The sequence below is a fragment of the Salinispora fenicalii genome (assembly GCF_000514815.1).
GTDB classification, from domain to species: Bacteria; Actinomycetota; Actinomycetes; order Mycobacteriales; family Micromonosporaceae; genus Micromonospora; species Micromonospora fenicalii.
In genome coordinates, this window is record NZ_KI911471.1 from 576,661 (window position 1) to 597,269 (window position 20,609).

At 69.5% G+C, this 20,609-nt stretch carries 19 protein-coding genes and 1 pseudogene; 13 read left to right on the forward strand and 7 right to left on the reverse strand.

What is annotated here, in order from left to right; all coding sequences use genetic code 11:
• The first annotated feature begins 3 nt into the window (after positions 1-3).
• Genes B116_RS0120590 through B116_RS0120615 form a run of 6 tightly spaced genes read left to right on the forward strand, consistent with a single transcriptional unit; the run spans position 4 to position 8,752 of the window.
• Positions 4-2,796 (forward strand): lantibiotic dehydratase, encoded by a 2,793-nt coding sequence (locus B116_RS0120590; RefSeq protein ID WP_027661188.1) that lies wholly within the window; start codon positions 4-6, stop codon positions 2,794-2,796.
• Entirely contained in the window at positions 2,793-3,860 is a 1,068-nt protein-coding gene (locus tag B116_RS0120595) for a thiopeptide-type bacteriocin biosynthesis protein (protein ID WP_027661189.1), read from the forward strand. The genes B116_RS0120590 and B116_RS0120595 overlap by 4 nt, the downstream gene beginning before the upstream one ends.
• Complete coding sequence (locus B116_RS0120600) at positions 3,857-5,089, forward strand: zinc metalloprotease (protein WP_027661190.1); 1,233 nt, start codon at positions 3,857-3,859, stop codon at positions 5,087-5,089. Before B116_RS0120595 ends, B116_RS0120600 begins: the two co-directional genes overlap by 4 nt.
• A complete protein-coding gene (locus B116_RS0120605) occupies positions 5,086-6,012 on the forward strand; it encodes an ABC transporter ATP-binding protein (RefSeq protein ID WP_027661191.1) in 927 nt (308 codons plus the stop codon). Before B116_RS0120600 ends, B116_RS0120605 begins: the two co-directional genes overlap by 4 nt.
• Complete coding sequence (locus tag B116_RS0120610) at positions 6,009-6,764, forward strand: ABC transporter permease (protein WP_018720224.1); 756 nt, start codon at positions 6,009-6,011, stop codon at positions 6,762-6,764. Before B116_RS0120605 ends, B116_RS0120610 begins: the two co-directional genes overlap by 4 nt.
• Complete coding sequence (locus B116_RS0120615) at positions 6,761-8,752, forward strand: TOMM precursor leader peptide-binding protein (protein ID WP_027661192.1); 1,992 nt, start codon at positions 6,761-6,763, stop codon at positions 8,750-8,752. Before B116_RS0120610 ends, B116_RS0120615 begins: the two co-directional genes overlap by 4 nt.
• A 229-nt stretch (positions 8,753-8,981) precedes the next feature.
• On the opposite strand, the pseudogene tgmC reads toward B116_RS0120615, so the two are convergent.
• The 4 genes and pseudogenes from tgmC to B116_RS28825 all read right to left on the reverse strand — a co-directional run bounded on the left by tgmC (position 8,982) and on the right by B116_RS28825 (position 11,778).
• Positions 8,982-10,131: pseudogene (tgmC, locus tag B116_RS25540) on the reverse strand (ATP-grasp peptide maturase system methyltransferase).
• Complete coding sequence (tgmB, locus tag B116_RS0120630) at positions 10,128-11,084, reverse strand: ATP-grasp ribosomal peptide maturase (RefSeq protein ID WP_027661193.1); 957 nt, start codon at positions 11,082-11,084, stop codon at positions 10,128-10,130. The pseudogene tgmC and the gene tgmB overlap by 4 nt, the downstream one beginning before the upstream one ends.
• Before the next feature lie 4 nt (positions 11,085-11,088).
• Positions 11,089-11,433, reverse strand: a complete 345-nt coding sequence (gene tgmA / locus B116_RS0120635; RefSeq protein ID WP_027661194.1) for a putative ATP-grasp-modified RiPP — start codon at positions 11,431-11,433, stop codon at positions 11,089-11,091.
• Positions 11,434-11,523: 90 nt separating this feature from the next.
• On the reverse strand, positions 11,524-11,778 hold the full coding sequence (locus B116_RS28825) for a hypothetical protein (protein WP_026321357.1): 255 nt from the start codon (positions 11,776-11,778) through the stop codon (positions 11,524-11,526).
• A 659-nt stretch (positions 11,779-12,437) separates the two neighbouring features.
• On the opposite strand from B116_RS28825, the gene B116_RS27935 reads away from it, so the two are divergent.
• The 5 genes from B116_RS27935 to B116_RS0120665 all read left to right on the forward strand — a co-directional run bounded on the left by B116_RS27935 (position 12,438) and on the right by B116_RS0120665 (position 16,927).
• Positions 12,438-13,832, forward strand: coding sequence for a Tat pathway signal protein (locus B116_RS27935; protein WP_188116052.1), 1,395 nt, complete (start codon positions 12,438-12,440; stop codon positions 13,830-13,832).
• Between the two features lie 36 nt (positions 13,833-13,868).
• Entirely contained in the window at positions 13,869-14,360 is a 492-nt protein-coding gene (locus B116_RS26990; protein ID WP_082312856.1) for an SAM-dependent methyltransferase, read from the forward strand.
• Between the two features lie 389 nt (positions 14,361-14,749).
• Positions 14,750-15,985 carry an MFS transporter gene (locus tag B116_RS0120655; RefSeq protein ID WP_018720232.1) on the forward strand — a complete coding sequence of 412 codons (1,236 nt, stop codon included), beginning with the start codon at positions 14,750-14,752 and terminating at the stop codon, positions 15,983-15,985.
• A 13-nt stretch (positions 15,986-15,998) separates the two neighbouring features.
• Positions 15,999-16,739 (forward strand): MerR family transcriptional regulator, encoded by a 741-nt coding sequence (locus tag B116_RS0120660; RefSeq protein WP_018720233.1) that lies wholly within the window; start codon positions 15,999-16,001, stop codon positions 16,737-16,739.
• The gene (locus tag B116_RS0120665; RefSeq protein ID WP_027661195.1) at positions 16,736-16,927 is read left to right on the forward strand and encodes a hypothetical protein; all 192 of its coding nucleotides are present in this window, start codon (positions 16,736-16,738) and stop codon (positions 16,925-16,927) included. Before B116_RS0120660 ends, B116_RS0120665 begins: the two co-directional genes overlap by 4 nt.
• A gap of 48 nt (positions 16,928-16,975) precedes the next feature.
• On the opposite strand, the gene B116_RS0120670 is transcribed toward B116_RS0120665, so the two are convergent.
• The gene (locus B116_RS0120670; RefSeq protein ID WP_018215603.1) at positions 16,976-17,152 is read right to left on the reverse strand and encodes a thiazolylpeptide-type bacteriocin; all 177 of its coding nucleotides are present in this window, start codon (positions 17,150-17,152) and stop codon (positions 16,976-16,978) included.
• 152 nt (positions 17,153-17,304) lie between these two features.
• Here B116_RS0120670 and B116_RS0120675 point away from each other — a divergent pair, with 152 nt between their 5' ends.
• Positions 17,305-18,585, forward strand: a complete 1,281-nt coding sequence (locus tag B116_RS0120675; protein WP_027661196.1) for an amidohydrolase — start codon at positions 17,305-17,307, stop codon at positions 18,583-18,585.
• A gap of 36 nt (positions 18,586-18,621) precedes the next feature.
• Here B116_RS0120675 and B116_RS0120680 read toward each other — a convergent pair whose 3' ends face one another.
• Entirely contained in the window at positions 18,622-19,122 is a 501-nt protein-coding gene (locus B116_RS0120680; RefSeq protein WP_027661197.1) for a DUF421 domain-containing protein, read from the reverse strand.
• 41 nt (positions 19,123-19,163) lie between these two features.
• Positions 19,164-19,694, reverse strand: a complete 531-nt coding sequence (locus B116_RS0120685; RefSeq protein WP_027661198.1) for a MarR family winged helix-turn-helix transcriptional regulator — start codon at positions 19,692-19,694, stop codon at positions 19,164-19,166.
• Between the two features lie 39 nt (positions 19,695-19,733).
• Here B116_RS0120685 and B116_RS0120690 point away from each other — a divergent pair, with 39 nt between their 5' ends.
• Positions 19,734-20,540: a potassium channel family protein gene (locus B116_RS0120690; protein WP_027661199.1), complete on the forward strand. Its 807-nt coding sequence runs from the start codon at positions 19,734-19,736 to the stop codon at positions 20,538-20,540.
• The last annotated feature ends 69 nt before the right edge of the window (positions 20,541-20,609 follow it).

The window sequence follows — 20,609 nt, forward strand, 5'->3', positions numbered from 1 at the left end:
GCCGTGCCAGCGCCGGACCCGCTACCGGGCGTGGCCGCCCCCGCCGGCTGGCGCACCGGTGCGTACTTCACCGCCCGGATCGCTGGCCTTCCCCTGTCGACGGTCGACGTGCTCCGCTCCCCGGCCGCCTGCACCTGGGCCGACGAGGCACTGGCCCTGGAGCGTCAGCTCAGCACCGACGGGGCACAGCTCAGCCAGCTCCTGTACGAGCTGGTCAACGACAATGAGGACGAGTCGGTCCGGCGGCGGCTGTTGACGCTACGCCGACAGGTCTTCAACAACGCCCTTCCGGCCGCGCCCGGGCCGGCGCTCGCGGCGGTCGAGCAGACCCGGCCGGCGGCCCTCCCGGTCATCCAGCGCTGGCTCCGGGGACGCACGCAGCTCGCCCGGCACCAGGACGAGGGCGCTGCGATCCTCGCCGCCGACGTCGTTCAGGCCCGCGCCGAGCTGTGGCGGCTGGCCGACGAGCCACGCCTGCGCGGCGGGCTCCAGCTCGCCTCACCGACCCTCGACGAGCAACTTGCCGCCGGGAGCACACCGGAGCTGACCCGGCCGGCGAACAAACGAACCCGCCGCATCGAGCGCTCGCTCCTCTCCTACCTGTACCGGACCGCCGGCAAGACCAGCCCATTCAGTACCTTCACCGCGGTCGCCCTCGGCCACTTCACCGACACCGGATCGCAGCTCGAGTTCCCCGTCGACGCGCAGTGGCACCAGCACGTACGCCTCAACGTCGTCCTGGTCGCCCGGCTCGCCGAGCTGGTCACCGCCGACCCGCGACGGCGCGGTGACCTGATGGTGGAGCTGAGCCCAGGGTGGCGCCGCGACGCCGACCGGATCCGCTACGTGCGGCACTGGGTCACCGCTGGCGACGACAGCGCCACGGTCAGCTTCGACTCGGTCCGTGACGGTCTCTTCTTCCTCCGCCGCAGCGGCGTCCTGGACGGGCTGACCGCCCTGCTGCAGCAGCGCGGCGCGATCCGCTGCGCCGAGCTGGTGGACCGGCTCTGCCGGGACACCGGGGCCGACCGCCCCGATGGTGAGACGTACCTGTCGACGCTGCTGGAGTTGGGAATGCTGCGGCTCGTCGGCCTCGACACCGACGTGCACGCCACCGACCCGATCCGCGCGCTCGCCGACACCCTGGGGCAGCTGGACCGGCCGTGGGCCGAACAGCTCGTCCACCAGCTGCACGAGCTCATCGACTTGGTCGACGCCTACCGGCAGGGCGACCTACGCCGGCGCCGCGACCTGCGGCACCGACTGCGGGCCACGGTAGACGCGGTGATGCGGTCCCTCGGCGAGGAGAACCCGACCCTGCCACAGACGCTGCTGTACGAGGACAGCCGGGTCGGTGGCGAACCCGTCGCCATCGCCGCCCCGCCCTGGCAGCGGCTGGTCGGCGCGGACCTCGCCGCCGTGGAACGGATCCTGCCCGCCTTTGACCAGAACCTGCCGCACCGGATCATGTTCCACGGCTTCTTCCTAGCCCGGTTCGGCGTCGGCGGCCACTGCAACGACCTGCTGCGGCTGGTCGAGGACTTCCACGACGACCTCTACGACCAGTACTCCTCGTACACGGCGGGGCGCCGCCCGTTCGCCGCCGACGGTAGCTACACGCCGGAGGAGAACTGGCTGGGCCGGCCCGAGATGACCGCGCTCGACCAGGCCCGACAGCTCTTCGCCAAGCGGGTGGCAGCGCTCGTCGACGCCAACCCCCGGTGCCCCGAGCTCTCCCTGCCCGTCGAGCTGTTCGAGGAGGTGGGCGCGCTGCTCGGCGCCACCGCCCACCGGATCCACCCGATGGGGCACTTCGTCCAGCTGGCCCTCCGCGAGCCGGACCCGCTGCTGGTGCTCAACCAGTCCTTTGGCGGGCTCTCCTTCCCGTTCAGCCGGTTCACCCACTGCTTCGACGCCGACACCCCCACCCTCGCCGAACGGTTACGGGCCCAGACGGCGGAGCTCACCCCACCGGGCGTGGTCTTCGCCGAGCTGACCGGGGGAGCGGCCACTACCAATCTGAACCTGCACGCCCGGCTCACCGACTACGTGATCGTGTGCCCCGGCGAAACCAGCCGCGTTCCGGCCGACCGGCAGCTCACCCTCGACGACCTCTACCTGACCCACGACCCGGAGACCGACCGGGTCGTACTGCGCTCGACCCGCCTCGACAAGGAGGTCGTCGCCGTGTACCTGGGCTACCTGGTGCCGATGGCGTTGCCGCAGATCCCGCGTACCCTGCTGCTGCTCTCGCCGGCGTCGCTGGTGCGGCTCGACGTGTGGCGCGGGGTGCCGGTGGCAACAACCGACGGCGTCACCGTCCGGCCCCGGCTGCGCCTCGGCAACATCGTGCTCAGCCGCCGAAGCTGGTCAGCACCGGTCCGCGAGCTTCCCGACTCGGGTGACCCCGGCACCGACCCGGCGGCCTTTCTGGGTTGGCGTCGGTGGCGGGCCCGGCATGGCCTGCCCGAGCAGGCGTTCGCCACTGTCTACCCGGCCCATCCGGGTCGGCGCGTGGCCAACCCGAAGCCACAGTACGTCGACTTCGGTAGCGCGCTGTCGCTGCAGGCCCTGCGCGCCGCGCTGACTGAGCCGGACGACCAGGTCGTCCTGCGCGAGTTGTTGCCGGCCGCGAACGAACTGGCTGCCCACAGCGCGCTCGGTGGGCACGTCAGCGAGCTGGCCGTGGAGACCTTCCGCGTCCACGCGGAGACCTCCGGCGTCCACCCGGAGACCTTCCGCGTCCAGGCGCGGCAGACCGTCGCCGCACCACGATCCGGAGGTAGCAGCCGATGACCACGCCCGCCGCCGCGCCCACCAACGCCGAGGACACCGCCGACCGGCGGGGAGAGTGGATCTCGCTGCACATCTTCTACGCGGCCAACCCGCAACCGTTGCTGGTGGACTGCGTGGCGCCGCTGATCCGGGAACTCACCGAACAGGAGCTGCTCGCCGGCCACTTCTTCATCAACTACTGGCTGGAGGGGCCACACGTGCGGCTGCGGCTGCGCCCGCGTACCCCCGCCGACGAGCCGGCGGTACGGGCGCGTGCCGAGGCGACGATCAACCGGTTCCTCACCACCCGTCCCGCGCTGTACGCGATGGGCACCGGCTACCTGCGGGAACTCTACGACATCCTCTTCGCGCTGGAGTTCCCCGACGGGCGGCCGGCGGAGTTGGTCGACGCAGCCGGACAGATGCTGCTCAGCCCCAACAACTCATACAGCTACCGGCCCTACGCACCCGAGTACGGCAAGTACGGCGGGCCCGCGGGCATCGAGGTCGCCGAGTGGCACTTCCAGCACTCCAGCGACACGGTGCTGCACGCCATCTCGTCGATGAACCTGCACCTGCGCCCGGTGCTGCTGGGCACCGCCGCGCAGCTGATGACGGTGCACGCCGGCACCTTCCTGCCCGACCGGGAGCAGCTGGTGGACTTCCTCGACCGGTACCACCACTACTGGCACCAGGCCTTCGCCGGCACCAACCTGATCGGCATCGACGAGTACACGAGAATGTACGACAGCGTCGCCGGTGAGCTCGGCCGTCGCGTACGGCAGATTCTCACCCTCGTCGCGCGGGGCGAGACGCAGCGACTTCCCGGCTTCCTCCGCGCGTGGGCCGAGCACGCGGCCCAGCTCCGCGAGAAGGTGCTCGCCCTGGCGACCTCCGGCGACCTGACGGTCAGCGCGTGGAGCGGCGGCGACCGGGTCATCACCGACGCGGGGGAGGCCCTTACCTTTCTGCTCTCGTCGTACCTGCACATGACCAACAACCGGCTGCACGCCACCATCCGCGACGAGGCGTACCTCTCCTATCTGCTCGCCCGGGTGCTGCGGGAGTCGGCGGTGTCGTCGTGACGCATCCGGGCCTGCTGGCCAAACGCCCCCGGCTGCGTGAGGATCTGATCTTCTCGCGCCCGTTACGGCGTGGCCCCGACACGGTCTATTTGCTCAAGGACCGGCGTACCGGCCGGGCGTTTGAGATCCCGCCGAAAGAGCAGTTCCTGCTCCGCCGCCTCGACGGTGTCCGGTCCCTCGGCGAAGTCGGGGCCGAGTACGCCGACGAGTACGGTCGCCGCCTCGGCGCCGCGCACTGGACCCGGCTGCTGTGGCTCCTCCACGAGCGGGACCTGCTGGCCGTTCCCCCCGCCGCGCCCGCTGCTAGCTACTCCGCCGCGCCCGCTGCCACCTACTCCGCCGCGTCGGGTGACGGCGAGCGGACGAGGGCCGACCCGGGACGCCCTGGCGCGCTGGGATGGTGGGCGCACCGACTGCGGTGGCTGCTGCGCCCGACGGTCTTCGCGCTGGTCGCCGTCCTCGTCGTCGCGTTGCTTGCGTTGGTCGGGCTGCGGCTCGGCCCGCTCTGGCAGACCGCCCGCCCGGCCTTCACCGACCCGGTCAGCCTGGTGGCGCTGGCGTTGCTCGCCTGGTCGAGCGCGGCCCTGCACGAATTCGCGCACGGGGTGGTGGCCGTCCACTTCGGCGCCACCGTCAACCGGATCAACCTGGTCACCCTCACCTGCAAGGTCGAGGACTACCTCTACCTACCGCGTCGGTCCCAGCAGGTGCTGATCGCGTCGGCTGGTGCGGTCGCCAACGGGCTGGTCCTGCTGCTCGCCGGCGCCGCCCTCGTCGTGCTGCCCGGTGCCTTCGCCGACCGGGTACTCAGCGCGTTCGTGCTGGTCGGTGCGGCCCAGACGCTGGTCAACGTCATTGCCCTGCCCCCACTGGACGGCTACAAAGTCCTCAGTCACCTGTTGGACCAGCTGGACCTGGCCCCGGAGAGCCGCCGCTACCTGGCGACCCTTCCCCGGCACCTCCTGCGCCGACCCGGTCGCCGCTACCCGCGACGGGCCGCGGTGTGTCTCGGGCTCTTCGCCGCCTGGTGGCTGCTGGCGAGCGCTGCCGCCGCCAGTCTCGTGATCGCATATCTGGGCGCCCTGCTTCGGCCTTCCCTCGGCGCGCTCGCCTACGTTCTGCCGGCCGCCATCGTCGGTTTGACCGTCGCCGGCTGGCTGGCCCGACCCCGTCGACCCCGTTCGGCGGACCGGATTCCAGCACCACCGACCAGTGAGAACAACCAGTGAAAGGCGAGCCGATGTCATCCATCGACAGTCCGGCGATCGTGCTGGACGCCGTGAGTAAATCGTATGGCGAGGTGAGGGCGGTCGATGAGATCTCCATCTCGATCGGCCGCGGCGAGTTCTTCGGCCTGCTCGGCCCCAACGGTGCCGGCAAGACCACCCTCATCGAAATGATTGAGGGACTGCGCCTCCCCGACACCGGCACCATCACCGTGCTGGGCATGGCACCAACGCCACGCAACCTTGACCTGCTGCCCCGGATCGGCGTGCAGACCCAGCGATCGGCCTTCTTCACCCGGCTGACCGCCCGCGAGCACCTGGTGACCGTCGCTGCCCTCTACGGACTGCCCCCAGCCACCGCCGAGAAGGCGCTGGACCTGGTCGGGCTGACCGATTCCGGGGACATCCGGGTCACCAAGATTTCCGGCGGTCAGCGCCAGCGCCTCGCCATCGCCTCCACCCTCGTCCACGACCCCGAGGTGGTCTTCCTGGACGAACCCACCGCCGCACTGGACCCGGAGGCCCGCCGCGACCTCGGCCAGATGCTGCGCAACCTGAAGGCGATCGGCAAGACCATCGTCTACACCACCCACCACCTGGACGAGGCGCAGACCCTCTGCGACCGGGTCGCGATCCTCTCCGCCGGGCGCGTCCTGGCGCTCGACAGCCCCCGCGAACTGATCGCCCGCTCCGGCATCGGTACCCGACTGGTCATCCCCGCCGGCCGGATCAGCGCGGAACAGGCCGGCACCCTCGACGGCGTCAACGGGGTCGCCATCGAGGACGGCATGCTCGTGCTGCGGACCGCGCACACGGCCCGGGTGCTCGCCGCCCTTGACGGTGAAGCCGACCTGGACGACGTGGAGACCCGACCGGCCACATTGGAAGACGTCTACCTCGAGCTGATCGGAGCGCCGCAGGCATGAGCGCATACGCCGCACTCTCCCGAGCTGTCTACAAGGCGGCCGTCCGGGACGCCACGACGGTCTTCTTCACCTTCGCCTTTCCCCTGATCTTCCTGGTCATCTTCGCGCTGATCTTCCGTAACCAGGAGGTTGCCGACACCGGCCGCGGATACGTCGACTACATCGCCCCGGGCGTGCTCTCCTGGGGCCTGGCCAACGCCGCCCTCTTCGGCGTGGCCTTCACCCTGATGCAGTGGCGCAACGACGACCTGCTGCGGATCATCCGGCTCTCCCCAACCAGCATCTGGTCGGTGATCGGTTCCCGCTACGTGGTCGCGCTGGGCATCGGGGCGGCGCAGTGCGTGCTCTTCGTCGGCGTCGCCATGCTGCCGGTCTTCGGTATGCGCCCGGACCCGACATGGCCGCTCGCCATCCCGATCATGCTGCTCGCGGTGACCGCCTTCCTCGCCCTCGGTCTGATCGTCGGATCCGCGGCCAACACCCCGGAGGCGGTCGCCGCGATCGCCAACTGCGTCGTGGTGCCGATGGCCTTCCTCTCCGGCTCGTTCTACCCTCTCGAACTGATGCCGACCTGGCTACAGGAGGTCTCCCGGGTACTGCCGATGCGCTACGTCAACGACGGCCTCACGTACGCCTTCACCGGCTTCGGCACGATGACCGACTACCTGATCTCGTGCGCCGCACTGGTCGTCTTCACCGCCGTGTTCGCCGTCGTCGGAGTCCGGACCTTCCGCTGGAGCAACGACTCATGACCGGCACCGCGGCGGCGCACCCCGCCCCCTTCTCCGCCGCCGCGGCAGCGCACCCCACCCCACTCTCCGCCGCCGCGGCCCAACTCCGACAGCACCTGCGCCGCAGATGGCTGGCCCAGCCGTGCGGCGCCGCCGAAGTCCGGCGGGCCCGGCGAGCCGGCGGGACGCCGCGGGTAGTGACGCTGGGCGACGCCGCTGTGCCCGCCGTGGCCGACCCCGACCGGTGCGCCGCCACCGTGCACCTCACCGCCGCCACCGTGCTGATCGGACCGCTCGGCGGCGCGGCGGACCGAGCCTGCGGGCACTGCCTGGCCATCCGATGGCAGCGGCTGCGTAGCCGGAGCCAACGGGACGCCCTGGAAGTCGGTGACCAGACCACCGCGGTCGGTCCGTGGCCACAGCTGACCGCCTACCAGCTCGACGCCGTCTGGGAGCTCTACCGCGCCAGCCACACCGGCCCACCGTTGCCGCCGCCACCAAGCTGGGACCGGCACAGCACTCCGCTGCCCCGGGTCAGCCAGCTCGACCTGGCCAGCCTGCGGGTACGCACCTACCCGCTGCTGGCCGAACCGTGCTGCCCCAGCTGCACCCGGCAACGACCCGACACCCCCGACCCGCTGGTGCTCACGGCCCAACCCCGGCCCAAACCGCGCCCCGACACGTACCGGCCGCGCACCCCCGACGACTATCCACTGCCGGCGGCCGCGCTGGTCAACCCGGTCTGCGGCGCACTCGGTGCGAGTACCGCGCTCACCATCACGTCACCGACCACGGCACCGGTGAGCGGAAGCGTCTTCATCCGCGGCTACGGCGGGCTGCTCGACGTCTCCTGGAGCGGCCAGTCCAGCGGCTACGACGCGAGCCGCGCGCTGGCCTACCTCGAAGGGCTGGAGCGCTACGCCGGAACCCACCGACGGCGCAGCGTCACCCCGGTGATCGCCGCCTACGCCGACCTCGGCCCGGACGCGTTACACCCGGACCGCTGCGGCCGCCACCCCGACGAGGTGTACGACACCGACCCGATCCTGCGCCGGTTCGACCCACAACGACCGATCCCCTGGGTGTGGGGTCAGAACCTGCACACCGGCAGGCCCGTACTGGTGCCGCGCCGGCTGTGCTTCTACAGCTCGCCCGCCGCCGGCGACACCTTCGTCCTCTCCTCCTCCAGCGGCTGCGCCACCGGCAGTTGCCTGGCAGAGGCCGCCCTGTTCGGCCTGTTGGAGCTGATCGAGCGGGACGCGTTCCTGCTCGCCTGGTACGGCAACCTGACCCTGCCCCGGATAGACCTCGACACCTGTCCGCCGGTCGTGCGCGCGCTGGTCAACCGGGCCGAGCTGCAGGGCTACCGGCTCTACGCCTTCGACAACCGGATCGACCTCGACGTACCCGTGGTCACCAGCCTCGCCGTCCGCCACGACGGCGGCCCCGGCCTGCTCTCCTTCGCCGCCGCCGCCCACCTCGACCCGCGGCAGGCGGTCACCGGTGCGCTCGCCGAGGCGCTGACCTACATCCCGCACCAGCCCACCACGGTGCGCCGGCGCCGGGCCGAGCTGGAACGGATGGCCGACGACTACACCCTCGTCCGCCGGCTGCCCGACCACTCGGCGCTCTTCGGCCTACCCCGGATGGCGGTGCACGCCGAAAGCTACCTCGACGAGCGGGGTGCGCTCCCCATCGAGCACCTCTTCGCCGGCTACCGGCCCCCCGGTACACCTGACCTCCGCGACGACCTGCGCCGGGTGCTCGAACTGCTGGACGCGCGCGGGCTTGAGGCGATCATGGTGGACCAGACCACACCCGAACAGGAGGCGGTCGGACTCCGCTCGGTCTGCACGATCGTGCCCGGCCTGCTTCCGATCGACTTCGGCTGGATCCGGCAGCGGGCTCCGCACCTGCCGCGGCTGCGGACCGCACCCGCGGCGGCGGGCCTCGCCGACGCCGAACTGACCGACGCCGACCTCCGCCGCGTGCCACACCCCTTCCCCTGAGGAAGCGCTGCCGTCTCGAGATCTCGCCGGTGAGATCGACTCGTCAGGTGGTGCCGATCCTGCGGGGCGGGGCGAGTAGGTGATCAATAGCGTCGTGGAACTCGTCGAAGGTGCGGCCGGCTGCCATCGCTGGCAGCGCACAACTGATCCTCATCGATCAGGCCGCGGCCGCTCCACCGAGATTCCGCCCAATGCGCGAACGCTTAGCCCGCATCGCTCGCGGGGCCTGTCAGCCGATGATCTCGGTGGGGTCGGTGAGCCAGACCTGTTGCCTGACTTGTGACCCGCCGGGGGTGATGGTCACACCGATGTGTGGGCGGTCGGGCTTGCCGTGCGCGCTCCACCGGCTGTAGAGGTCCTCCACCTCGGTCCACAGCCGACGCGGCCCGCCCTGTTCCACCGTGCGGGTGGAGATGTCGTGGTACGCCCATGAACCATCCGGGTGGACAAGCCACTGCACCGGGCCCTCCGGTGTCGAGGCGCGCCACGTCGGGCAGCTGCAGCGCCACCAGCGCGCTCCACGCCCCGCTGTCGTCGGCCAGCGGGCCGGGTAGGTGGGTCTCGTGCATCTCCCCGGTGGCCTGGGATGCGGCGCGGACGAGCGCCGAGGTTCGCACGGTGGGGCAGGAGCGTAGCGGCATGAACGAGCCGTAGTCGTCGAGCAGGTGCCCGCTGGCCGCGCCGGTCTCGTCCACGGTCAGCCGCAGCAGCAGCCCACCGCCGATCTCGCGGTGCAGGCTGGTCAGGATCAACCCGCCGGGGCGGGTCTGTGCGAGCCAGCCCGCCGGCACCTGGGGCACCGAACAGGCGGCGATGATCCGGTCGTAGGGGGCGTTGCCGGCGTAACCTGCCGCGCCGTCGCTGGCGGCCACTGTGGGGGCGTAGCCGACAGCGGCCAATGACCGCCGCGCCCGCCGCACCAGCCCGGCATCGATGTCGACGGTGGTGACCAGCGGCGAGCCGAGCCGGTGCGCCAGAAGCGCCGCGTTGTATCCGGTGCCGGTGCCGACCTCCAACACCCGGTGCCCGTCGGCCACGGCGAGCGCGTCCAGCATGACGGCCATGAGGGCCGGCTGGGTGCTGGAGCAGGTCGGCACGCCGTCGAGCGGGCCGTAACGCCGGGACTCCTCCCAGCGGGCGTCGTCGCCATCGAGCTGGGTGGGGAGCACGCGGTCGGAGTAGATCAGCTCCAGTGCGCCTGGATCGTTCGCGTCGACCGCTTCGTACCGGCTGTGGTCTGGGGTCTGGCGGAAGAAGCGGGGCAGGAACAGGTGGCGGGGCACAGTGGCAAACGCCGGCTGCCACGCCTCGGTGAGCCAGCCGTGGCCGGTCAGCTCGTGTACGAGCCGGTTGCGCGCCCGTTCAGCGGTGGCCGTCATCTTGTCTCCTTGGTCAGAGCATCGGCTATCGCGGCGGAGATGGGTAGCCCGGTGGCGTCTTGCAGCCACGCCCACTGCCCATTCGGGTTGATCTCCAGGAAGGTCCATTCATCCTGCGGGGTGACGACGAAGTCCAGCGCGCCGAAGCGCAGCCGCAGCCGGGCCAGCAGCCGGGACACCGCCTCGCGGACCTGATCGGGCACAGTCACCACCGAGTACGACAGGTGGTCGTAATCGGTGCGCCAGTCCAGTCTGGCCGCCTCGGAGGCGCCGTCGAGGCGTACGGCGAAGTACACCTCGTCAACGACTGTCAGCCGCACCTCGTACGCCTTCTCCACCTGCTTCTGGAAAAGGTGTGCGGTGCCGGAAACCGTGTGATCGATCTCCTCGGCGCACACCCGGTTTGTGTAGATCAGCTTTACGGCGCCGGCCTCGGTGAGCACACCGGAGCCGAGCGGCTTGACGACCGCGCCGCCGTGCTCGCGCACGAATCGCTTGGCCGCCGCCGGCTCATTCGTGATCAATGTCGGGGGCAGAGACAGCCCGACCGAGCCGGCGGTCGCGAGCTGGGCCGGCTTGTACTCGGCACGGGCGATGTCATGTGGGTGGTTGAGCCACCTTGGGTGCGCGGGGAGCACCCCGCCCAGGCCCATGCGTGCCTCGCGGAGAGCCCAGCGGCGCTCTTCGTCGGTCAGGTGCGCCGGCAGCCCGAACGCCGTTGGGCGACGGTAGTAGGCGCACCCGAGGCTGTGCAGCGCGGCGCGGCGACCGGGGAGGCGGAGGCTGCCGCGCCAGCCTCCGCCCCACCGCGCGACGAGGGTCAACCGCTGCGGGAAGTCGCCGGGGTCGCACCGGAACACCGGCACGTCCCGTGCTGCCAGCTCCGCCACCACATAGTCTGCGGTCACGTCGTACGGCTGGGTCAGCACCAACACCGTGCGCTCGTCGCCCACCGGTTCAGTCCTCGGTGTGGTCGGTGTCGGAATCCATGCTCTTGTGCCCGTCCGAGGTTCGGGTGCTGGTTGCCCCGGTCGAGTGCTTGCCCAGGACCGGGGTTCCCGTGGGGTCGACCGACATCTGTCGGTCCGGGTCGTAGCGAACCGTGGTCAGGTTCACCGGAATCGGCCGTGCTGGCACGGTGGCGAAGCGGAGCGTGAACGGACGCCGGTCGGTAGAGCTCGGCTGCGCGCCGTCGTCGCTGCCAACAGCATCTAGCGGGCGACCCAGAGGTAGGTACCCGGCGGTCGGGTACAGCGGGTCGTCGGTAACCGGACGCGACAGAACTGGGCTTGTCGGGGACATGAAGCCTCCTGGCAGGGTCAATGGGGATGGATCGACGGATTGGCCTTCAGCGGTGCGAGGGTGCCCGCGCATGGGCTACGTTGGTCTGGCTCATGCGGCACTCTCGGCGGCTAGTTCGGTCGCGTCGGTGTTGCCGAATCGCTCTCGGACAGCCTGCGCCCATCGGGACTGTTCACACGGGACCGGTGCCAGCCGTGCCCACCAGTCGAGGCAACCCGCGCAGATTCCACCGCGGTTTGTGTGGGAAGCGAGAACCGCCTCGGCGCAGGCCAGCAGTTCCCGTATTTCGGGGAGTGTGGTCTCGGCTCCCACTGCGACCGAAAGGTTCGGCTCGCCTCGCCGCATCAGAGCCCCCCTCTCGATTGGTGCGGCCAGGCCCCGGAGCGGGGAGACACTCCAACGGTGCGCGGCACCACCTCGGCGGAGTGCGACATTGATATCGGCGATACTCGACGCACCGCCTTGAACCAGCCGGGTCTGTCCATTTGCCGGACGCCGATCAGGTGCGGCTCGGTCAGCCCTGGCACCCAGCGAGGCAGCCGCAGCGCGATTGCGAACAACCGTGATGCCTGTTCTTGATCGGCGCAGGGGCCGGGAACGCCGCATGTCCGGCACCGGCCATGGGCGCTCGACACGCTATGCCGCTCCAGCACTGTCTGTGTGTGTTCGATGTGATCATCGTGGCCGAAATACGTTGCCATCTGTACACCTCCCAGGTGGCGGGCGCGCGCCGTTGCAGCAGCACGGCAACCCGCGTCCAACGGCGCGCGCCTCACTCTCACCCGCCACCACGGCGATCGATACGACACGAAGCAGCGGGGGTCATCAACTGTTCCGTTGAGCACTCCTGATAGGACGAGTCGTGTCTGCTGACGCTTGACGATCCTTCCGGAGTGATCGGCGGTACCTATAGCGAACCGCGAATCATGCTCTGTGGGTATGCTCTCGAGCATCGAGAACCGGTGAACGTGGTGAAAGATCATCAGTGTTGCGGGAGGCGAACTGTGGCGCGCAACAGCGTTGGCAACGCCAAGCTCGTGGCGGCGATTGCCGAAGCCGGCCTGTCCCATGCCCAAATTGCAAGGGTCGTCGCACAGGTTGCTATCGAGAGTGGAGTCACGGAGTGCGCTGGCATCGGCCGTTCCCATGTCTCGCACTGGGTCCGAGGCACGATGCCCTCGGGACGGGCGCCGCTGATCTTGGTCGAAGCTCTGTCCAGGAAGCTCCAACGCGTCGTAACCCTCGAAGAGATCGGGCTACCACCTCAACCGTCGCTCTCTCTGGACGGGCTTGACTGGCACGCCGATACGCTGGTCGGGCTAACGGATCTGGGGAGAGTGGACGTGGACGCTGAGCGTAGACGGGTGCTGGCCACCGCCGCCTACTCACTTGCCGCGCTGACCCTGCCGAGCGGGTCGCGGTGGAGCGAGATGGTGAATCGGGGGCGTGCACGTGGTGGCGCCGAGGGGCACGCGGTAGGGCGGAGCGACGTCGAAGCCGTTCGAGACATGGTGTCGCTGTTCTCCCATGTGGATCAACGCCGTGGTGGGGGTCATGCACGCACCGCTGTTGTTCAGTACCTCACGGCTGATGTGTCCGTGCTTCTCCGGGGCCGGTATGCGGACGAGCAGGTGCGCCGAGACATGTTTACGGCGGCAAGCGAACTAGCGTATCTTTCGGGATGGATGGGGTTCGACAACGGGGAACACGCGTTAGCCCAACGCTATTTCAGCTCCGCTGTCAAGCTTGCGGCCGAGGCCGGTGATCCAGCAATGGCGGCGCATGTCCTCCGCGCAATGGCCCATCAGGCGGTAGACCTGGGGCATCGCAGAGAGGCGCTCGAGCTTTCCACTGCCTCTGTTGATCGAACGCGGTACCTCGCCGCTAGTCCACGTGAACGGTCCTTGCTCGGTGTCGTTCATGCTCGTGCTCTCGCCGCTAATCGAGAAGCCAAAGCTGCAGCCGAGGCGCTATTGCGGGCGGAGAGCGATCTTGCTACGGCCTCTCAAGGGGACGACGAGCCGGGGCGGGTCTTCTTTTTCGGTCAGGCAAGTCTCGGTCATGAGACGGCCTGCGCGCTGCGTGACACCGGAGATCTCAGAGCTGCGACCAGCCAATTTCGCCTGAGCGTACGTACCCGCAAGGCGTCATCCTTCACCCGTACGCACGCGGTCACGCTTGGCTACCTCGGAATGGTGCAGGCTCGGCAGGGGGACCTAGAAGAAGCATGTGCTACCTGGTCAAGATCGCTTGACGCTATGGAGGGTGTTCGTTCTGGTAGGGCTCGACAAGTCGCAGCTGAGATGAGGGCCACACTCTCGCCATTTCGGCAAGCGAGGAACGGCGCTGTTGCTGAAGTCGATGCCCGCGCGGAACGCTATCTAGCCATCTTCTCGTAAGGTGCAGAATTTGCAGATCGGGACAGGGAGGGTCGAATGGGCGAGGCTTTTACCGTGGAACCAATCGCACACGTCGTGGGAGGAAGGACCGAACCGACTGACGACTACTGGGGAGGGGTAAGGGCGATTGTTCGAATCGACGAGAAGCGCTTCACCCCGGAATCTGCCAAAGGGCTTGACGCGTTCTCTCACCTCGAAGTCGTTTTTCGCTTCCATCTTACGGACCCAACGGACCTTAACCTTGGCGCCCGCCGGCCACGAGACAACCCAGACTGGCCGGAAGTGGGTATCTTTGGTCACCGAAACATGAGACGGATCAACTGGCTTGGCGTGTCGCGCTGCCGTCTGCTCAAAGTGGATGGCCTAGACCTTCACGTTGAGGGGCTCGATGCGGTTGACAGCACGCCGGTGCTTGATATCAAGCCATGGTTTGTTGAGTTCGGTCCCCGTGGCGAGGTGTGTCAAGCGCACTGGACGACCGACATGCTCGGTGATTACTTCGCCGCGCAGCCAACCCGTACGGAATAGGGCATCGGTAGCATTGACCCTCGGCGTTCTGGGGGCAGTGGATCGGAGAGCGCTCTCGCCACAGTCATGGCATTTTGATTTAGCCCATTGGCGCTTGCGCTGATGCTGGCAAGTAGCGTGTGGGCTACTGACTGCCCGCCACCGATTGATGATGTCCAGGAGCACGGCATCCCAGTGCGAGCACTATGTGACGAGTTGGCAGGCGCCAATGAGTCAGAGCGAGCCAGGCGTGCTGTCATTCGGAGGGGAATTGGTTGATCGGGGGTGATGAAGGAAGGCCCAGGTCCGCGCCCGGGTCTGCTGGCACGCCGGCCGCAGGGGTAGCGCCACTTCCCCGATGGATGCTGTGGAGTTGACCCCGACGCAGCGTCATGGTTTGCGATGGTCGTATGAGCAAGGTGTCCTGGGCCTATTTGACCTCCTACGTCCTATCCATGCTGGGGAACTCCATTGCCGGGGTGGTCCTGCCGTTGCTGGTCCTGCAGATCACCGGCAGCGTGCTCGCCACCGGTGCGGTCGCCGTTGCCTCGGCGCTGCCCGCAGCCGCCGCGGGGCTGGTCATGGGCGTGGTGATCGACCGGATCAACCGGCGTACGGCCGCTGTGCTCACCGATGTGATCTCCGCGCTCTCGATTGCCGCGCTTCCCTTGGTCGATGCCGCCGTCGGGCTCGCGCTCGGCTGGTTCGTGCTGTTCGCGGTGATTGGCTCGTTCGGCGACGTGCCGGGGCTGACCGCCCGGGAAGCGATGATCCCGGGCATCATCCGGACCGGGCGGATGAGCACCGAGCGGTTGTTGGGGCTGCGCGAGGCGCTCGGCGCAATGGTCATGCTGATCGGGCCGGCGGTCGGGGCGGTGCTGATCGCGGCGTTTGACGGAGCCGCCGTGCTGTGGGTGACCGCGGCGACCTCGGCCGCGGCCGCGGCGGTCACGATGCTCATCCCGCGTGAGGCCGGCGTGGTCCCGGCTGCTGTGATCCCGGCAGACGAGGCCGTGCCGCAGCGGGTGATGCTGCGTGACGGCTGGCATACCCTGCGCCGTTCGCCGTTCCTGCTGGCCACCACCCTGATCAGTGCCGGTGTGGTGGTGGTTCTGGCCGGCTTTCAGGCGCTGGTCCTGCCGGTATACTTCACTCTGCAGCAGCGGCCTGAGCTGCTCGGACTGGTGCTCAGCTCGCTCGCTATCGGACTGCTGATCGGCGGCGGGACGTACGCCGCGGCGGGCAGCCGGGGCCGGCGGCGTACCTGGTTCCTGACCGGAGTGCTGATCATGATCGCCGGCTTCAGCGCTATGGCGACGCTGGCGAGCCCGTGGATAGTGCTCGGCGCCGCGGCTCTGGTCGGGCTCGGCAACGGGCTGTTCGGCAGCCTGATCGGCGTGCTCATGGTCGAGCGAATTCCGGACGCGATGCGCGGTCGGGTGATGAGCCTCCAGAACTCGCTGCTCACCCTCGCCCCGGCACTCGGTATGGGCGGCGCCGCACTGCTGGTCGCGGAGTTCAGCGCTCGGACCGGCGCGATCGTCCTCGCCCTCATCTGGCTCATCACCGGCGTGGCCGCGATCGGCGCACGGGCACTGCGCGACCTGGAACCAAGGCCGGCACCCGAGGCCGAACTAGTAAGTTGACCTGGAGGAACGGATGAACAGTGGCGAAATCGCCCGGCTGGCCGGAGTCAGCGTCCGCACCCTGCGGCACTACCACCAGGTTGGGGTTCTTCCCGAGCCGGCACGGCGGGCGAACGGCTATCGCGAGTACACGGTGCACGACCTGGTGCTGCTGCTGCGCATCCGGCGGCTGGCCGAGGTCGGTATCCCCCTCGACGAAATTCCGCCGATACTGGGGGCCAGCGACCGGGCCCACGCTGTCCTCGACGAGCTCGACCGCGAACTGGCCGACCAGATCGATCGGCTCACCGCCCGCCGCAAGGTGATCGCCCAGCTTCGCGCCGCCGGAGCCGCCGCGGACACGCCGTCGGAACTGGCCGGCCTGCTCGCGAGCATTGGCAGCAGCGGCGGTCCGGACCTGCCGCCAGAGCTACTCAAACACGACCGCGAGGTAATCCTGCTGTTGCACCACCTTCTGGACGACAAGGGGCGGGCCGCGTTGATCGGGCTACTCAGTCAGGCCACCGAGCCGGACCGGCTGGCGGCCACCACCGCGCTGGCCGCCCGGTTCGCCGCGCTCGGGCCGGACACCGACGATGAGGAGATCGACCGGCTGGTCGTCGACTACCACCTCGCCCTGGGCCAGCTGAGCGCCGACGGGTGGACGGAATTGGATCCGCGGACCCATGCGCTGCTCCTGTCGTACCAGGAAACGGCTTTCAATGACGCCCAGCGTGAGCTTCTCGCCCGGCTGGCCAGTGTCGATCAGTCGTGACCGACTGCGCGACACCCTCGCACACCATCGTCACCCGGGCTGACCTGGGCGTGGGACGGACCAGCACCGGCTCGCTACTTTTTCGCGCCGCCCTGGCCGCATCGGTGGAGACCGCCGTAGCCGTCCGCGACGGCCTCACCGTGCGACGGGACCCGCCCTCCTACTCGAAGATCAATGCCTGGTCGTAGGACGTCGGGCCACCCCCACGGGGTGACCCGACGTCGTACTGCTGTTGCTCAGGCCGAGCAACTGGTGGTGGAGGTGGTGCTGCTGCAGGTCGAGGTGGTGGCCGACGAGGAGCAGGAGGCGAGGATCGCCTCGGACGCGTCGGCGTAGTCGGAGATCGCGAAGGTCTCCGACTCCAGCTCCATGATCTCTTCGGCGAGGGCGTTGAGGTCGGTGTCGTGCTCCATGGTGACTCCTCCCGATTGACGTCCGGCCGGCGTGTCCGGTCGGCCCACCGCAAGCACACCCCAGGGCGCTTACCGATCGCCTGGTGTCGGCATCACACACCGCTGTCGCCCGATGTCAGTGACATGACAGCGGCGTCGGCTTGGCTGACCTCATGGCATTCGTAGCAGTCGATGCTGCCGATTCGGCCGGCCCGCCGGTCGGTCGGGAGATTTTTGCCGCCGCGGCCCGGCTCTACCGTGACCTGCACGCACATCCGGAGCTCTCCGGTGCGGAGGAGCGCACCGCAGCACGCTTCGCGGCTGCGCTACGGGGGATCGGGTACCAGGTCACGACCGGCGTCGGTGGGCATGGCGTGGTCGGCGTCCTGCGCAACGGTGCCGGCCCGACCGTCCTGATCCGGGCAGAACTCGACGCGCTTCCGGTCGCCGAGGAGACCGGCCTGCCCTATGCCAGCACCGCTACCGGCGTAGCCACCGACGGCCGGACCGTGCCGGTCATGCACGCCTGCGGACACGACCTGCACCTGGCCGCGGCGGCCGGCGCCGCCGCCCACCTGGCCCAAGCTCGGGACGGCTGGCGGGGGACGCTGTTGATCCTGGGACAGCCGGCCGAGGAGACCCTGCAGGGTGCGGCGGCCCTGCTCGATGACGGTCTCTACGACCGGTTCGGCCGACCGGACCTGCTCCTGGCCCAGCATGCCGCACCGCTACCGGCGGGCATGGTCGCCCACGGGGCCGGTGCGATGACGGCCGGCTGCGTCACCCTGGAGATCATCGTGTCCGGGCGGGGCGGGCACGCGGCCACCCCGCAGCTCTGCGTGGATCCGGTGGTGCTCGCCGCGGGCATCGTCCTGCGGCTGCAGGCACTGGTGGCGCGGCAGGCCAACCGGGATGACCCGGTGGTGCTCACCGTCGGGACTCTGCGCGCCGGTCACCACGCGGCGGTCATCGCCGACCGGGCGACGCTCGGGGTGACGATCCGGGCCCGGCGCGAGCGGACGCTGGACCAGGTGCTGGAGAGCGTGACCCGAACGGTTCGGGCCGCCTGCGCGGCCGCCGACACCCCACGTGAGCCGACGGTACGCGTCGTTGCGCGTACCCCCGCCTATGTGGGGGATCCGGCCGTGACCGCCCGGGTACGGGCCGCCCACCTCGGGGTGTTCGGGACGGCGCGGGTCAGCGGGTGGCCCCCCTCCCTGGCGGCGGAGGACTTTCCGCTGCTGACCGCCGGGGGGATACCGAGCAGCTACTGGATGCTCGGCACCGTGGGACCACGCCAGTGGCGGACGGCACCCGGCGCGAACGCGGCCGAGAAGCTGGGTAACCTGCCGACGAATCACAGCCCGAGGTTCGCCCCGAACGTTGAGCTGGCACTGCCGACTGGGGTGGCGGCTCTCATGGCCGCTGCCCGAACGCTGTTCGCCGTTGACTGACCCGGGCCCTGTCCTGGTGCCCGCTGCTCGGGCCGGTCAGGGCGGTTGCTTGTCGGGGCGGCGGGTGATCACGCTGAACTGGCCGTCGGACTCCATCCGCATCTCCCGGACCTCAGCGAGGCTGTCGATGCCCTGCTCGCGCAGCTGCCCGTACAACTCGTCTTCGGTGACCAACTCCCGGCGCATGTTGCGGTGCAGCATCCGGCCGTCGCGGACCAGGGCCAGTGGTTTCGGTCGGATCAGCCGGGCGGCGGGTTGCCAGCGGTAGGCGACGGCGTCGAGCAGGTACGCCCAACCGATGATCACCGCGACCAGCAGCACCCCATCGGCGAGCGAGGTGTAGCCGTTCGCCATGCCGTTCTGTGCCGCGTCGGCGATCAGCACGATGACCAGCAGGTCGGTCATTCCGGTGGTGCCGCTCTCCCGCTTCAGTAGGACCCGGAGCAGGAAGAACAGCGTCAGGTACATCACGCTGCCCCGGACGATGATCTCCAACAGCGGAGTGTCCGGCGTGAAGACCGCCCGCCAGTCGACCACGGCAGCGGCTACCCGACGGCGGCTAGGTCATGCCGGTGAGCTCAGCTCGCTGCTCCGACACACCGTTCCCAGTCCTGCCGCCACTGCCGTTCATCCGGTTCGCCGGCGGCGGCGACGAGCGCCTCCAGCGCGCCGATCAGCCCGACGTCGAGCGCGGTGCCGGTCACCGCGACCAGCCGCCGGATCTCGGTGCTACGGCGTCGAACGACCTCGCCGACCAGATCCCGGCCCGCGACGGTCAGGCTGAGCCAGGACACCCGGCGGTCGCTCTCGCCGGTCCGTCGGGCCACCAGCCCGCGTCGGGCCAGACGATCACAGGCGCGGGTGACGGTGGAGGGGTGGACGCGCAGGGTCGTGGCGAGATCAACGACCCGGGCCGGCCCCTGGGAGACGAGGAGGACCAGGATTCGGTACTGCGACATCGTGAGGTCAACATCGAGGGCATCGAGCGTGCGGACGGTGACGCCGACCAGCGAGCGGCACAGCGCTGCTAGCGCGTCTACCAGGGGTTCGTCCACCTGAGGCTCGTCCACCGCCGTCGACGACCCCGTTGGCTCCACGTAGAGTCGCATCGGCCCATAGTTGCACGGATACGTGCACCACGGTCGGGGGTGATCATGGGAAACACCGGCTCCATCGGCCGGCGGGAGCAGCGGGTCGCGAGCTGGGAGCGGCTGACCGCGCTGCCGCTGACCGTTTTCTCCCTGGTGTTCCTGGCCGCATACGCTGCGCCGATTCTGGATCCGCAACTTAGCTCGGCATGGACCACGGTCTGTCAGGTGACCACGTTCACCACCTGGCTGGTGTTCTGGCTCGACATGGCTGTCCGGTTCATCCTGCATACGCAGCGGCGACGCTTCCTCCGGGAGCACCTGTTCGACCTCGCCGTGCTGCTCCTGCCGATGCTCCGTCCGCTGCGGGCACTGCGGTTGGTGACGGTGGTGCTCTCGCTCAGCCGGCGGACCGAGGCCTGGGTCCGCGGCCGGCTCAGCATCTACGTGGCCGCGACCACCGTGTTGTTGGTGGGGGTCGCCTCCCTGGCGGTCCTTGACGCCGAGCGGGCGGCGCCTGACCCGTCCATCACCAACTACCCCGATGCCCTCTGGTGGGCGGCCGTGACCATCACGACCGTCGGCTACGGCGACTTCTATCCGGTCACCCCGGAGGGGCGACTGGTGGCGGTCGGCCTGATGATCGGCGGCATCGGGCTGATCGGTTTCGTGACCGGCTCGCTCGCCACCTGGATCGTTGACCGGGTGTCCGGCCAGGACCGGCAACCGGCAGCGACCGCCGAGGACGTCGCGGCGCTGCGCCAGGAGATCGTGGCGCTGCGCCAGCAGCTCGACCCGTCGGCCGGCGCCGTCTCCGCCGACCCGGTGACCCCGCCGGTGCAGCCGGCACGCACGACCCACACCTGACGGGTGACCGACGGCGGATGAATCCGCCCGCGGGGGCGGATTCGCCGACGGCGACGCGATCGGGTGTCG